12 protein-coding genes are annotated in these 15,453 nt (G+C 52.1%); 5 read left to right on the top strand and 7 right to left on the bottom strand.

The features are described from left to right. Positions 1-50: 50 nt before the first annotated feature. From KNP77_RS02540 to KNP77_RS02530, 3 genes are read right to left on the bottom strand one after another with little or no spacing between them, the layout of a single operon-like run. Positions 51-1,835 carry an acyl-CoA dehydrogenase family protein gene (locus KNP77_RS02540; protein ID WP_214888228.1) on the bottom strand — a complete coding sequence of 595 codons (1,785 nt, stop codon included), beginning with the start codon at positions 1,833-1,835 and terminating at the stop codon, positions 51-53. 13 nt (positions 1,836-1,848) lie between these two features. Then, on the bottom strand, positions 1,849-3,021 hold the full coding sequence (locus tag KNP77_RS02535; RefSeq protein WP_214888224.1) for an acetyl-CoA C-acetyltransferase: 1,173 nt from the start codon (positions 3,019-3,021) through the stop codon (positions 1,849-1,851). Positions 3,022-3,040: 19 nt separating this feature from the next. Next, a complete protein-coding gene (locus tag KNP77_RS02530; protein ID WP_214888221.1) occupies positions 3,041-5,452 on the bottom strand; it encodes a 3-hydroxyacyl-CoA dehydrogenase/enoyl-CoA hydratase family protein in 2,412 nt (803 codons plus the stop codon). 213 nt (positions 5,453-5,665) lie between these two features. Between KNP77_RS02530 and KNP77_RS02525 the strand changes: the two genes are divergently transcribed. From KNP77_RS02525 to KNP77_RS02505, 5 genes are all read left to right on the top strand, one after another. Beyond that, complete coding sequence (locus KNP77_RS02525) at positions 5,666-6,568, top strand: SDR family oxidoreductase (RefSeq protein ID WP_214888219.1); 903 nt, start codon at positions 5,666-5,668, stop codon at positions 6,566-6,568. Between the two features lie 131 nt (positions 6,569-6,699). Further along, a complete protein-coding gene (locus tag KNP77_RS02520; RefSeq protein WP_214888216.1) occupies positions 6,700-7,257 on the top strand; it encodes a YcxB family protein in 558 nt (185 codons plus the stop codon). A 96-nt stretch (positions 7,258-7,353) separates the two neighbouring features. Then, positions 7,354-7,917, top strand: a complete 564-nt coding sequence (locus KNP77_RS02515) for a YcxB family protein (protein ID WP_214888214.1) — start codon at positions 7,354-7,356, stop codon at positions 7,915-7,917. A 33-nt stretch (positions 7,918-7,950) separates the two neighbouring features. After that, a complete protein-coding gene (locus KNP77_RS02510) occupies positions 7,951-8,220 on the top strand; it encodes a hypothetical protein (RefSeq protein WP_214888211.1) in 270 nt (89 codons plus the stop codon). A gap of 54 nt (positions 8,221-8,274) precedes the next feature. Beyond that, positions 8,275-8,700 (top strand): hypothetical protein, encoded by a 426-nt coding sequence (locus KNP77_RS02505; protein WP_214888208.1) that lies wholly within the window; start codon positions 8,275-8,277, stop codon positions 8,698-8,700. 59 nt (positions 8,701-8,759) lie between these two features. On the opposite strand, the gene KNP77_RS02500 is transcribed toward KNP77_RS02505, so the two are convergent. The 4 genes from KNP77_RS02500 to KNP77_RS02485 all read right to left on the bottom strand — a co-directional run bounded on the left by KNP77_RS02500 (position 8,760) and on the right by KNP77_RS02485 (position 14,994). Next, a complete protein-coding gene (locus tag KNP77_RS02500; protein ID WP_131463959.1) occupies positions 8,760-9,677 on the bottom strand; it encodes a proline dehydrogenase family protein in 918 nt (305 codons plus the stop codon). A 157-nt stretch (positions 9,678-9,834) separates the two neighbouring features. Continuing rightward, positions 9,835-10,506, bottom strand: coding sequence for a PAQR family membrane homeostasis protein TrhA (trhA, locus tag KNP77_RS02495; RefSeq protein ID WP_070328723.1), 672 nt, complete (start codon positions 10,504-10,506; stop codon positions 9,835-9,837). A 94-nt stretch (positions 10,507-10,600) separates the two neighbouring features. After that, the gene (locus KNP77_RS02490) at positions 10,601-12,043 is read right to left on the bottom strand and encodes a carbon starvation CstA family protein (protein WP_214888206.1); all 1,443 of its coding nucleotides are present in this window, start codon (positions 12,041-12,043) and stop codon (positions 10,601-10,603) included. Positions 12,044-12,243: 200 nt separating this feature from the next. Then, positions 12,244-14,994 carry a bifunctional 2',3'-cyclic-nucleotide 2'-phosphodiesterase/3'-nucleotidase gene (locus tag KNP77_RS02485; protein WP_214888203.1) on the bottom strand — a complete coding sequence of 917 codons (2,751 nt, stop codon included), beginning with the start codon at positions 14,992-14,994 and terminating at the stop codon, positions 12,244-12,246. Positions 14,995-15,453 lie beyond the last annotated feature (459 nt).

The raw sequence follows: 15,453 nt of genomic DNA, 5'->3' as shown, positions 1-15,453 counted from the left end.
AATCCCACTCATACCGAAGGGGTGAGCTTGCGGCTTTAGCCGTGGGAGTGTCAAACGATGAACTTGTTCGCTTTGATGAGACTCGCTGCGACTTCGCGCTTCGTGCCGATGACGTTGATCGGCTGATAGCGGCTGAACTTCTTCATTGCCGAGAGTAGCATCCGCTGCTCGTCGCCAGACGTTGCCGCATACAACACTTCTTTCGCCATGAGCTCGACTTGCTTGAACACTTGCTCGGCGAAGACTTCCGTGTAACGGACTTTTTGTTGGTTCTTATCGAGACCAGTCCGGGCAATCGCTTTATCCGTCCGCGCGATCGCCGCTTCAAGCGCATAGATGGCGCTGATGATGTCGGCGATTTTGGCGAGGATCTCTTGCTCGTTTTGGAGGTCTTGCTGATATTTCTGGACGGCCGTCCCCGCGATCATCAAGTTGATCTTCTTCATGTTCGATAGAAGCATCTTCTCGCGCGCGAGCGGTGAACCGTCGAGCTCTTGCGGCATATAGCTCATGAGCTCTTTTTGTAGCTTCTGGGCTTCGGCGAGGAGCGGCAAGTCACCTTTCATCGCTTTCTTGAGGAGCGTGCTCGGGACGATCAAGCGGTTGATCTCGTTCGTACCTTCGAAGATCCGGTTGATGCGTGAGTCACGGTACAAGTTCTCGACTTCATACTCGGTCATGAAACCGTAGCCACCGTGAATTTGAACGGCTTCATCGACGACGTAGTCGAACGTCTCCGATGCGAACACTTTGTTCAGTGAGCATTCGATCGCATACTCTGCAATCGATTGGGCGACCTTCGAGCCGTCACGCATGTTCTCATCACCAAGCGCGTCGAGGCTGTCTTGGAACAAGCCGCCTGTCCGGTAGACCGAACTCTCCATCGCGTAAATGTTCGCCGCCATCGTCGCCAATTTTTCTTGGATGAGCGGGAACTGACTGATCGGCGTCTTGAATTGTTTGCGCTCGTTCGCGTACTGGACCGAGAGATCGAAAGCACGTTTCGACGAACCGACCGCACCGACGGCGAGTTTGTAACGGCCGACGTTCAAGATGTTGAAGGCGATAACGTGCCCTTTGCCGACTTCCCCTAACAAGTTATCGACTGGGACTTCAACGTCTTCTAAAATGAGTGTCCGTGTCGATGAGCCTTTGATCCCCATCTTCTGTTCTTCGGCACCTGTCGAGACACCGTTATAGTCGCGTTCGACGATGAAGGCACTGAACTTGTCGCCATCGATTTTCGCGTAGACGACGAACACGTTCGCGAAACCAGCGTTCGTGATCCATTGTTTCTCGCCGTTCAAGACGTAGTGTGTCCCCGCCTCATTCAAGACGGCCGTCGATTTCGCACCGAGCGCGTCCGACCCTGAGCCTGGCTCAGTGAGCGCGTACGCAGCGATCCATTCACCAGTCGCGAGCTTCGGCAAGTACTTATGCTTTTGCTCTTCTGTTCCGAAGAAGACGATTGGGAGTGTCCCGATCCCGACGTGGGCGCCGTAGCTGAGAGCAAATGACCGGGCTTTGGCGAACCGTTCCGTGATGATCGATGACGAGATCTTGTCGAGCTGATAGCCGCCGTACTCTTCAGGTACATCAGCACCGAGCAAACCAAGCTCACCTGCTTCTTTCAACAGCTGGACTGAGAGATCAAACTCATGTTTCTCGATACGTCCAAGTACCGGCATGACACGGTCGTCAACGAAACTCGCCGTCGTGTCCCCGATCATCTTATGCTCGTCTGAAAAGTCTTCCGGTGTGAAGAGACGATCCGCGTCGAGTGCGTCAATGACAAAGCTACCGCCTTTAATCAATTCGTGTTCTGTACGTTCCATAGTCATTTCCCCCTTATAGTAATTCGAAGACGCCAGCAGCGCCCATTCCGCCACCGATGCACATCGTGACAACCCCATATTTCTCATTGCGTCGTTTCATTTCATGCAGAATCGATACCGCTAGTTTCGCGCCCGTACAACCGAGTGGATGGCCGAGGGCGATCGCGCCGCCGTTGACGTTCACTTTGGACGGGTCGATGCCGAGTTCACGGATGACGCCGAGTGATTGGCTCGCGAACGCCTCGTTCAACTCGAACAATCCGACTTCTTCAAGCTTCACGCCAGCCATCTCTAACGCTTTCGGGATGGCGACGACCGGTCCGATCCCCATCACTTCCGGGCGGACCCCGCCGACTGCGAACGAGAGGAACTTCGCCATTGGCTTCAAGCCTTGGCGTTCCGCCTCTTCCCGCTCCATGACGAGCACGGCTGCAGCTCCGTCTGATACTTGTGACGCGTTACCGGCTGTGACCGATCCTTTGATTTTGAAAGCTGGACGCAATTTGCCGAGTGCTTCGACCGTCGAGTTAGCCCGGACGCCTTCGTCGTGCTTGACGACGAATTCACGCTCCGCGACTTTCCCGTCTTCACCGAGGACGTGCTCGATGACCGTCACCGGCACAATCTCTTCTTCGAACTTGCCGCCCGCGATCGCAGCCGCCGCTTTTTGATGGCTGTCGATTGCGAACAAGTCCTGGTCAACGCGCGAGATGTTGTACTCGGCCGCTACGCGCTCAGCCGTGTGTCCCATGCTCATGTAATACTCCGGTGCCGTCTCCATGATGTTCGGGTTCGGACGGATGACGTGTCCGCCCATCGGGACAAGACTCATCGATTCCATTCCGCCGGCGATGACCGCCGTCGCTTGACCGATCATGATTTTCGCCGCCGCGTCCGCGATCGCCTGAAGGCCTGACGAGCAGTAACGGTTGATCGTGATGGCTGGTACTTCGTGAGATAATCCACCGCGCACCGCCGCATAGCGGGCGATGTTCATCCCTTGCTCCGCTTCCGGCATGGCGCATCCCATGATGACGTCGTCGATCGGTCCCGTGTAACCTGACCGCTCGAGCGTCGCCTTGATGGCGTGACCTGCGAGCTCGTCCGAACGAACGTTTCGGAACGACCCACGTTTTGCTTTTCCGACCGGTGTTCGTGCACCGGCCACGATGACTGCTTCTCTCATCTGTTAAGTCCCCCTTTTGTCAGTTCCGAAGTGGTTTGCCTTTGACGAGCATATGTTGCATCCGTTGCTGCGATTTTGGTTCTCCGATGAGGCTCAAGAACGCCTCGCGCTCGATATCGAGGAAGTATTGCTCGTCGACCATCGTGCCGTATGCCAAATCACCGCCGCTGATGACGTGGGCAAGTTTTTTGGCGATCATCAAATCGTGCTCTGAAATATAACCACCGTAAAACATCTCGTACGCCGCGAGTTCAAGCGTCGCTTTCCCAGTTCGACCGACGACCGGCAACTTCTCGCGCATCGGCGCGACGTATCCGTCCGCAAGCCCGAGCACGGTTTGTTTCGCGTCGAACGTCAAGTGGTCGCGGTTCATCGAGATGCCGTCGACCGGACGATGGTAGCCGAGCGCTTTCGCGTCATAAGCCGATTTCGATACTTTCGCCATGGCGATGTTCTCGAACGTCTGCTGCGCCGCCTTCTCGATGTTTTGCATCGATTTCGGCGTCTGCTCGAGGAGTCGACGATACGTGTTGACGTTACCGCCGCCACCCGGGATGAGTCCGACACCGACTTCGACGAGTCCCATGTACGTCTCGAGCGAAGCTTGCATGCGTGCTGCCGGCAAGCTGATCTCTGTGCCGCCACCGAGCGTCATGCCGTAAGGCGCGACGACGACCGGGCGACCCGCGTAACGAATCTTTTGAACGACTTGTTGGAACTTGTTGATGATCCAGTCGAGCTCATACCAGTTCTCATCTTCCGCTTCCATGAGCATCATCGCCAGGTTGGCGCCGACACAGAAGTTTTTGCCGTCGTTGGCGAGGACGAGTCCTTTGAAGTCGCGTTCGACAAGGTCGATCGATTGCTCGATCATCTGCATGATGTCGACCCCGATCGCGTTGTTCGGTGATGTGAATTCGAGGGCGACGACGTCGTCACCGATGTCAATCAGGCGGGCCCCACCGTTCTCGAGAATGATTCCGTTCGACTTGGCGAGCGGTGCAAGTTTCAATTCTTTCGGGTTGACGGTCTTCTCAACGTACGTCTGCGACGCTTGGTCGTAATACTGGTCCCCATTATAGAAGGAAGTGTTTCCGGCAGCGAGCATCTCATCGATCCACGCCGGGACGGCATATCCTTCCGTTTTCATACGTGCGACCGACTTCTCGACACCGAGCGCATCCCATGTCTCAAACGGTCCGAACTTCCAACCGAACCCCCACTTCATCGCGTCATCGATGGCGACGATCGAGTCACTGATTTCCCCCGTCAAGCGCGCTGAGTAGACGAGCGTCTTCGCCGTGACCGGCCAGAGCAACTGTCCGATGCGTCCCTTGTTCAAGATCGCGCCTTTCAGTTTCGCTTTCGAACCTGGAAGCGACTTGATTTGGTCGAGTTCAGGACCTGTAATCGCTTTCAATTGTTCGTATTCAAACGTGTTCAAGTTGAGTTCTTGGATGACTTTCCCGTCTTTCTTATAGAAACCTTGACCGGCCTTTTGTCCGATCCAGCCTTTTTCGACGAGCGTCTTCATCTCAGCAGGGACATCGAACGTATCTTTCTCCTCGCCTGCTTCGAGCGCCTCATAGACGTTGCCGGCGACGTGGACGAACGTGTCGATACCGACGACGTCGAGCGTACGGAACGTCGCTGATTTCGGACGGCCGATGAGCGGTCCTGTGATCGAGTCCATCTCGCCAATCGTGGCGTTCTGTTTCAACATCTCCTCGAATGTGACGAGCAGGCCATACGTCCCGATACGATTGCCGATGAAGTTCGGCGTGTCTTTCGCCTCGACGACACCTTTACCGAGTCGGTCTTCAGCGAACCGCGTCATGAAGTCGATGACCGGGCGTGCCGTCTTCTCGGTCGGGATGAGTTCGAGTAACTTCAAGTAGCGCGGTGGGTTGAAGAAGTGTGTCCCGAGGAAACGTGACTTCAATCCTTCCGGCAAGGCGCTCGCCATCGCTTCGATTGAGATCCCAGACGTGTTCGAACTGAGAATCGCGTCTTCACGGATGAACGGTGCGATTTTATCGAACAGTTGTTGTTTCACATCGAGCCGTTCGACGATGACTTCGATGACCCAGTCGGCTTCTTTCAATCGTTCGAGGTCATCCTCTAAGTTCCCGACCTCGATGAAGTTCAAGTGCTCCGCCGTTGCGAGCGGTGCCGGATTTTGTTTCAACAATTTTTGACGGTTCTCTGAAGCGATGCGATTTCGTACTTCCGGTGATTCGAGCGTGAGCCCTTTCGCTTCTTCTTGTGCCGTCAATTCACGTGGTACGATGTCGAGCATGAGTGAACGAACCCCCGCGTTCGCCAAATGGGCCGCAATCCCCGCTCCCATTACTCCTGAGCCGATGACGACCGCAAAACGGATGTTGCTCGTCAAACGGAGGTCGGCTGATTGTTCGATGTGACTCGTCATATTGTTCCCCCCTCAATGAGAATGAATAGTGATTCATTTCATGCGTAAAAAAAATCGCAATCACCATCGTGTTTACTCTTCTATCATAAATGAATGACAATTCATTCGCAAGCGTTCATTTTTCAAATTCATTCCATTTTTCTGATTTATGATTATTTTTTGATGTGTGTGGTATAGACACAAAGAGTCAATTTTAGAAAGGGGAATGTATTCATGAGTGATAATCGTTTAAACACAGTGGGGAACCGACAGGATTTTGAATCGTTTAAAAAAGACGGACAAGAGCAAACCCATCAACCGGGCATCGACTCGAAGATGGAGCCGTTCCCAATTTACGAACGTAAAGATTATAAAGGAAGCGACAAATTAAAAGACAAAGTCGCGATCATCACAGGCGGTGACTCAGGCATCGGGAAATCGGTCGCAATCTTCTTCGCCCATGAAGGCGCGAACACAGTCATCGTCTATAAAGACCAAAATGAGCTCGAGGACGCCGAAGCGACGAAAGAACGCATCGAAGAACTCGGCCAAGCGTGTCTATTGTTACAAGGCGACATCGGCGATTCAGCATTCTGCCAAGACGTCGTCAAGCAGACACTCGAGACGTTCGGACACCTCGATGTACTCGTCAACAATGCCGCTGAGCAACATCCGCAAGAGTCGCTCCTCGATATCTCGGACGATCAGCTCGAGCAGACGTTCCGGACGAACATCTTCAGTATGTTCTATTTGACGAAAGCGGCGCTCCCGTACTTGAATGAAGGCGCGAGCATCATCAACACGACGTCGATCACAGCGTATCAAGGGAATGACCAATTGATCGACTATTCATCGACGAAAGGTGCGATCACATCGTTCACACGTGCCCTCGCGAGCAACCTCGCCGAGAAAAAAATTCGCGTCAACGGCGTCGCTCCAGGCCCGATTTGGACACCTCTCATCCCGTCAACGTTCCCAGCGGACAAAGTCGCCACATTCGGTGACTCGGCCGAGATGAAACGTCCAGGTCAACCGGCAGAGCTCGCTCCGGCTTACGTCTATCTCGCAAGCGACGATTCGACGTACGTCAGCGGTCAAGTCATCCACGTCAACGGTGGAACTGTCGTAAACGGATAATGTTGGAACAGGCTCAGTGTTCAGTCACTGGGTCTTTTTTATGGAAAATTAACCCATCCTATGCTAGCGTTGTCTTCAGGAATTAGCCCGGTCGCTTAGACCAATATACGACAGACAGGAGCCTACGTTTAATGATTCATTATCAATTGACGCAAGATGATTATTTCGCTTTTCAAAAGAACTTCATCAGAACCTCGGCTTACCATAAAAAATTCTCTAGGTTCTACTCGGTCGTACTTTCAATCCTTGCAGCCTATCTCGGGTTTGCACTCGTAATCATTTTGTTGCCTCGAACGATTTCTTCTGCCCCGCTCATTCTTGCAATCGCCGTCAGTGCTGCTATATTGTCAGTGCTTCTACAACTTCGCCTCTCTAAAAAAATGTACCAAAACATTACGCTTTGGCAATTTCGCTACATGCTGAAACAAGACAAGAAATGGCCACGTGACGTCACACTGTATTTCAATGAGAACGGAATTGAAATCAACTCCCTTCATAACGACGTCAATAAACGGATTCAAGTCGCATGGGAAGCGATTGAACGAGTGAGTGAAGACAAGACATTCTATTATTTATACTTCGAAGTAAGGGAAGCAATTATTGTACCGAAGCAACACCAAATGCTAAATGAGGCTGAACAAAATAAGATTAACGACCTGTTACAAAAACGCTTAAACCTCTCACTCTAATCGTCTACCGCATCAAGAGGTAGGTATGATCTCACGTCTGTATGAAAGGCGATGGACGAACACGTCTATGACTTAATTCAGAAAGGAGTGGCTTAAATGGTCACCACATATAAAATGATGCTTGAAGATTTTTTATCCTTCCAAAATGACTTGCTTCTCCGTACAAATCAACATAATAGGAGCCGCAAACTATGGGTAATTTGGATGCAAGTCATTGCATTTGCTCTCGGATTTGTATCAGTAATCTTTTTTGCACCTCGACCCGAGTCGACTGGTTTGTTTTTATCAATCGCGATAGGTGTGGGGATGTTGTTCGCGCTTTTGCTGAGACCGCTCCTAAAGGATTTGCACGCCCCGCTCTCCATCTGGTTAGCTCGGCAACAATTAAAAAAACATGACGTTTGGCCAAAAGACGTCACGCTCCACCTTAATGATACTCACATCGAGGTACATGTCGTTCGTGGCAAAGTCTATCGAACGACGCAAGTCCCTTGGACGTCCATTATCAAAGTGAACGAAGATGAGACACATCGTTTCCTGTATTTCGAAGAAGATGAAGCCTTGATCATTCCTAAGGCAAGAGATGGAATTACGGAAGTCGAACAAAGTGAAATCGACCGCTTGTTAGGAAAACATCTTTTGACTAAAAAATCGATTTAATAGAGTGGTATATTACTTTAGGAGGTGCTGAACATGCTATCTTGGTTGGGCATAACGAAAGAAAAAGAAACGGGACGGCAGTTCTTTGGAAACATACACAAGAAAACAATCACGTTCGTCTTGCTTTCGTCCGTTGCGATACTCTTCGGAGTGAAATCATTGTTGACTTATCTACTCCCAAAAGCAGCTCTCGCTGACCCCCTAGTTGCTGTGCTACCAGGTACAGTAGGCATTCTTGTTGCTCTAGTGTATGTTCTAGTTATTGAACGACTCTTACAAGACAAGGCCGAACGTGGAAAGTAATATGTCATCTGACGAGTATACTAATGACTAATAGGTAAAACTGGAGGCCAATCGATGACAAACCAGCACAGCGATGATGAGTATGAAGCGTACGATGAAGACAGGTTAGAGTTCGATCCTTACTTTTCTCATGAGGCTAAAATGGAAGTCAGTCTGAATGCAGCTGGGGTCAATTTCGTCGGCAACGCAGAAGGCTATCTCGCCCTCGCGAGAATGTTTACGTTTTTAGCCGAAACACATATGTCCATTCGCATGGAAGAAAATCCTTCGCCTGATATAAATACTTCCTATGGGTATGGCCCGTATCATATGACCGATTACATCCGAGACAAGTTCATTCAAAATAAACAGTATGTATTTGACCCGGGTGCCTTGCATGATTCACATCCAGGACATGAAAAAGAGCTTTTCTTCTGGCTATCTGATCAAATCGGTCCAGATTTCTGGGTCGAAAATCGAGAAGATGACGAGCAGGAATAACGCCTCATAAGAACTCCATAAAAAAGCACACAAGTTCGATATGAACTTGTGTGCTTTCCTCATTTTTTGACCATTCCTTTTAACACGAACGCGACGTTGGCCGGACGTTCGGCGAGGCGGCGCATGAAGTAACCGTACCAGTCACGGCCGTATGGCACGTAGACACGGACTTTATAGCCTTGGCGGACGAGCTCGAGTTGACGCTCGACCCGGATACCGTACAGCATTTGGAACTCGAACTGGTCGAGTGGGATGTTGTTCAATTTCACATGCTCGATGATGGCATCGATCATGTGGTCGTCATGGGTCGCGATAGAGGCGTAATTCCCGTTCGCAAGATGGAGTTTGACGAGCTTCAAGTAGTTGTGGTCGACGTCTTCTTTCTCCGGGAAAGCGACCGTCGCCGGCTCTTTGTAAGCCCCTTTGACGATACGGAGGTTCGGCTTGATCAGCGCGAGATGATTGATGTCATCTTCCGAACGATACAAGTACGATTGGATGACCGTCCCGAGTCCGTCAAAGTCCGCTTTCAACTTCTTGAACAAGTCGAGTGTCTTCTCGCAGCGCGACTCGTCTTCCATATCGATGGCGACGAAGACGCCGACCGACTTAGCCGTCGTCAAGATCTGGCGCATATTATCCTCGATCAACTTGTCCGAAATATCGAATCCGAGTGACGTGAGCTTGAGCGACATATAGGCGTCGAGTTTCTCTTCGGCCATGATTTCGATGGCACGGATGATCTCGTCACGGTTTTGGTTCGCTTCTTCGACCGTGTTAATGAATTCCCCTAGATGGTCGACCGTGACCGATAGCCCTTTCGCGTTCAGTTCGCGAATCGTCGGCACCGACGTCTTGAAATCTTCTCCCGCCACAAATCGTGAAGCCCCGAACCGAAGCCCGTACTTTTTAGCCAAACTGTTGAGTGCTTTGTTTTGAGACATGTAAATAAAGCCATCACGTAACACTTTTTCCATCAGATTTTCCCCCTTGCGTTTACACTCATCTATCTCTATGACGATGTCTGAAATTATTATGACATACAAACGTCAATTCGTCTTTAGTTTTGTAACCGTTTCCAACACTTCATTGGCTAAGTTTATAAAAAAGCAGACGCCCTCACGGACGTCTGGTTCACAGGCCTGTATTCGGTGCGACGTAGAGCAAAATACTGAGGAAGACGAACACGCTCCCGGCGAGCACGAACAAGTGCCAAATCGCATGATTGAACGGCAGTTTCTGCCAGACGTAAAACACGATCCCGACCGAATAAGCGAGCCCACCAGCAAGCAGCAACATGAACCCTTGATGGCCGAGCGACTCGTAGAGCGGACGAATCACGATGATACAAATCCACCCGAGCCCAAGGTACGTCACGTTCGATACCCACATGTACTTCCCGGTCGAATACATTTTCCAGACGATGCCTAAGATGGCGACGCCCCAAACGATGCCGAATAACACCCATCCGAGCGTTCCCTGAAGCGACACGAGTGCGAACGGCGTGTAGCTCCCGGCAATCAATAAGTAAATCCCAGCGTGGTCGAACACTTGTAGCACCCGCTTCGCCCGTGGATGCGGGATCGCATGCATGAGCGTCGAGAACAAGTACAACAAGATCATCGATACCCCGAACACGCTCACCGCGATGACGTTGCCTGTGCTCCCGGTCTCAGTCGCGGTCGTGACGAGCAGGACGAGAGCGACGATGCTGAAGATGACCCCTAGTCCGTGCGTGACGGCGCTCGCGATTTCTTCGCCGAGCGTATCGGCATGGAGCATGTCTTTTAGTTTCTCTTGATCCATTCGGGTCCCACCTTTCTTTCCTTGCCTCTATTATGGATATTCCCCAATTTTGTTGCAAATAAAAACACGGGTCTGTAAAAACCCGTGTCCTTGATTATGCGACTTCCTTCACCGGAACGTCACATTCCATATTTTGTGCCCGCATCGCCCGTGCGCGTATGTGGAACAAGACGAGTAGCGTCACCGTACCGATCGTCGCGATGACGTAGGGAATGACCCCATCCATCTTGAAGCCGATCGGTGCTGTGAGGATGTAGAACCAAACCGCATACAGCATGAACGTCCCCGGGACGAGTGCGATCCAGTGGTTGCGTCCTTTGATGTACAAGTACATTGCACCGACGAACAACGCGATGACCGCTGTCGTCTGGTTGGCCCAGTTGAAGTACTGCCAAAGCATTTGGAAGTCCATGTTTGTGAGCACGTACGAGATCGCGAACAACGGGAGTGCGATCCAAAGGCGTGACGAGAAGTTCTTCTGCGCGACTTTCAAGTAGTCGGCAATGATCATCCGGGCACTCCGGAACGCCGTATCGCCTGACGTGATCGGCAAGACGATGACGCCGAGGATGGCGAGCGTGCCGCCGATGCTGCCGAGCATGAGCGTCGCCACTTCTTGGACGACGAGCGCCGGTGTCCCCGCTTGAATCATGCCGAGCAACTCGCCTGGCTCAAAGATGGCCATGGCCGCTCCGGCCCAAATCATGGCGATGACGGCCTCGACGATCATCATGCCGTAGAAGATGCTGCGGCCATTACTTTCTTTCATCGTCGTCCGCGAGATGATCGGCGACTGCGTCGCGTGGAAGCCTGAGAGCGCGCCGCACGAGATTGTGAAGAACAAGAGCGGCCAGATCGGCAAGCCGTCCGGGTGCATGTTCGTCAATGTCATCTCTGGGATTTGATAGCCTTGGACGAACAGGCTGACCCCGATACCGATGGCGCTGATCATGAGGAGCGCCCCGAAGAACGGATAGATGCGGCCGATGATCTTGTCGACCGGGAGGAGCGTCGCCAAGATGTAATAAGCGAAAATCGCAAAGATGACGAACACGAGCGTCGACGCATTGCCGTCGAACAAGTTGTTGATCATGTTACTCGGTGATGTGACGAACACCGTCCCGACAAGGAGTAGCAGTAACAGGGCGAACCCGTTGACGATATGGCGGAGCGAGCGGCCGAGGAACTTCTCGGCGAGCTGCGGCAAGTGCGCCCCGTTGTTACGGAGCGAGATCATCCCCGTCAAGTAGTCGTGCACCGCTCCCGCGAAAATTGATCCGAAGACGATCCACAGGAATGCGACCGGACCGTAGAGCGCCCCCATGATCGGCCCGAAGATCGGACCGACGCCGGCGATGTTCAACAGTTGGATCATCGAGTTCCGCTTTTTCCCCATCGGCACGTAGTCGATGCCATCCTGCGACGCATAGGCGGGCGTCGTCCGCTCTTCCTTGATGCCGAACGTCTTCTCGACGTAACGGCCGTACACCAAATACCCGACGAGCAAGATTGCGAGGGCGATAAAGAATGTAATCATGTGTGCTGTCCCCTTTTAAACTGTGTAGCCGATCCCCATCGGCCCCGAAAAATGAATCCTGATGTTTTACGTATATAATGTAAACGCTTTCGTGATTGATTATACAGCAATTCCCAACGTTTCGTAAGGGGTTTTGTTCACTTTTTCGACACTTCTTTAACACGAGAAAAGACGGCGCTGTACACGCCGTCTCCGCTCCATTATTTAAGTACGATTTTCGCTTGTTTCGCACCTGATCCATTATAGTCACTCGCGATGACGGTATAGTTCCCTTTCGCCAATCCTTTTTTCGATGTGAACGTATACCAACCGGCCCAGTTCGCTTTCGTTTGGGCGATTTTCTTGCCTTTCGCGTCTTTCAAGACGACCGTCGCGCCACTCGTCGTACGTCCACCAAGCGCTTTCGTGTTCGCTTTCGCCCCACGTAATACATTCGGTGTCTCAACGACTAGTTTTTTGAGGGTGAACGCTGTCTGCTTCATCACTTTCCCAGAGATCTCTTTACTCGTCACTTCATATTTACCGGCTGTGAAACCTGAACGGCTCGTGAACTTGAATGAGCCTGAGTCATCTGCTGTCACGGTCCCGATTGTTTTGCCGTTCTGCTTGAGAGTGACACTCGCCCCCGGTGAAGACTTCCCGTAAAACGTGTTCGTGTTTGTATACGTATACTTCGATGATAGGGCAGGCGTACGGACGAACCCGGCACCGACGACTTTCGTTTCAGTCATCGTTTGTCCGTTCAACTCGCTGACGACCGTCAATGACTGACGAAGTTTGAGCGGTTTGACAGCAAGTTTGTACGTTCCGTCTGCCTGGGCTGTCGTCGTCGCCAACACTTTGTTCCCGTCTTTTAATGTCACTTTCGCCCCTGGTGCCGTCACACCTGTGACTTGCTTCGCTCCCGGCTTGATGACATCGATTGTGAGCGTCACATCGACGGCCGCTACTTCAAGTTCGGCCGTATACGTCCGGAAGAGGCGGTTTGCCGCATCGGCACGTGTCGCGTCTGTCGCTTCAATCCCTTCATACAAGTCGACGTACTGCTTGCCGGCGTCTGCCGTCTCAAACTTCACGGTCCGCTTCGCGTCCGCGACGATCTTCCAGTTGTCGTCAGCTTTATAGTCGACGGCACCTTTACTCGCGATAATATAGTCCGAGATGACGTTACGTGTCTCATATGCCGAGCGGTAGACGATATTCTTTCCGCCGCCAAGGCCTGGGAACGAGCTCGACCCGGCCCGGTAGTTGTTCGTCGCGACCAAGAACTCTTGGTCCATCGTAATCGCTTTTCCGTCATACTCGACGTTTTTGACCCGGTTCGCTGACGCGTCGAGCAGTTTCCCGCTGCCGTCATACTTCGCCGGTCCCGTCACGTCGATCTCATACGTCAAGCCGTCCAAAATATCAAAGTTGTAGCTGCGGAATTGAAGGTTCAATAGTTCGTCCCCATCCGCATCGATCTCGTTATACACCCCAGCCGACATCTCGAGCCAGTCCATCACGTCCGCTCCTGTCACTTTGACGACTTCGAGCGTGTTCGGATAAACGTACAAGTCGGCCACGTTCTTCAAGGCGATTTGGCCTTTCGGGATGTTCGTGTAGTATCCGGCATCTGTCAATTCACGGCCACCTGCTTTGAACGGGGCGCCTGCTGACAGGAGTGGTAGCCCTTTGTACGGGGCGAGGTCTGGATTCGTCTCGAGCTCTTTCTCGACGTACCATTGTTGTGCGTTCGTCACGAACTGGACCGACGAGTCGTCGCGGACGAGCGCGAAGTAGCTTTGAATGTCGTCTTGAACCTCACCGACGGAACGATTGATGTAGTCGATCGTCGCCCGGTGCTCCGTGTCGATCAGTGCATGTGTTTCGGCATCGACCGGCGTGCTAGCCGTGACCGTGTCGAGTTTTGCCGACGCGTCGAGAATTTGCCACTTGCCGTCGACTTTCTCGAGCTCGAAGTCGATGACGCCGAGGTCTTTCCCTTGGTTGTTCGCCATGACGACCGGTTTGCCGTTGATAAGCCCTTTTTCATTGTCCACGTTCGGGAACGAGGCGAACATGCCTTTCGCATCCGGGAAGCGACCGTGTTGATGCCCCGTCATGACCATGTCGAGCCCGTCGATTTTCGTGAGCGCGTAGCCGACGTTCTCTTCGCTATCGAGTTGGGCGTCGGCGAGCGCCGCACTCTCCCCGATACCTGAGTGCGCGAGCGCGACGACGACGTCCGCCCCTTGGTCTTTCAACTTGCTGACCGCTTCACGCGCCGACGGGATGATATCATCCACCGTCACGCGGCCTTGGAGGTTCCCCGAGTCCCACGACATGATCTTCGGCGGGACGACACCGAACACGCCGACTTTGATCGTATGCGTCTCCCCGTCCGTGTCCGTGACCGTCCGCTCGATGATTTGGACCTCTTGTCCGTCAACGTTGAACTTCGATACGATTGGATTCCCCTCTAAATCCTTGACGTTCGAGTTGACGAAACGAAGCTTGCCTTTTGACCCTTCCATCGCGTCATACAAGAACTCGAGCCCGAAGTTGAACTCGTGGTTGCCGAGCGTGACCGCGTCATAGTCGAGCGAAGCCATCGCCTTGTACATCGGGTGCTCGAACGTGCCCGGATTTTGTTGATACAATTCGCGGATGTAGTCTCCGAACGGTGTCCCTTGAATCGTATCCCCGTTATCGAACAAGAACGTGTTCGCCGCCCCCGCCTGTATCCGGTGCGATTTGATCAGCGTCGCTGTCTTCGTGAGCCCGATCGTCTCATCGACCTTGTCTTGGAAGTAGTCATAGTTGGTAATGTTCGTATGTAAGTCGGTCGTCTCTAAAAATCGAAGTTTGACGAGGTCTTCGTCCGACGCCAAGACGTTCGGTGCTTGGAGCGGTAACGTCGAAGGCAATACGAGTGCGGTCGCGATTGTCCATTTCAGAGCAGTTTTCATGTTTGTTTCCCCTTTTGAATCAAATTGGTCTCACCATTTTCAATATACCACCCGTTTGTAAGCGCTACCATATTTTTTTGTAAGATAACTTATAAAATTAAATACAGCACACGAAAGTGAACATGAAAGCTTGTTTTATCATATCAGAACACCTAAAATCTTGAATTCAGGATGGCCATCCTGTCCATTGCGAGCCGAATCGGGTGAACGCCTTCGACCGTCTCGCAGGAGATTTGGCGCAATTTCGGAAACGAGTCTTTTGCGGAGGAAGTGGTGGGCTGAGATGGATGTTGTAATCTTTTTACTAGTCTATGGTGAATAGGCCGACCGGATCTTGATGTCCATGACAAAAGCCCAGAATCTCCGTGTTTGAACTGAGCCCCGTAAAATGGACAGTTTAATAAAAAGCCCACGTGTTCTATGCGGCGATCAGATGGCCCCGATATTGTTCCGGGGTCA

This window comes from Exiguobacterium sp. s142 (assembly GCF_018618455.1).
In the GTDB taxonomy this organism is placed as follows: Bacteria; Bacillota; Bacilli; order Exiguobacteriales; family Exiguobacteriaceae; genus Exiguobacterium; species Exiguobacterium aurantiacum_A.
The sequence above is the reverse complement of the archived record's forward strand: the minus strand, read 5'-3'. Positions and strand labels throughout refer to the sequence as shown.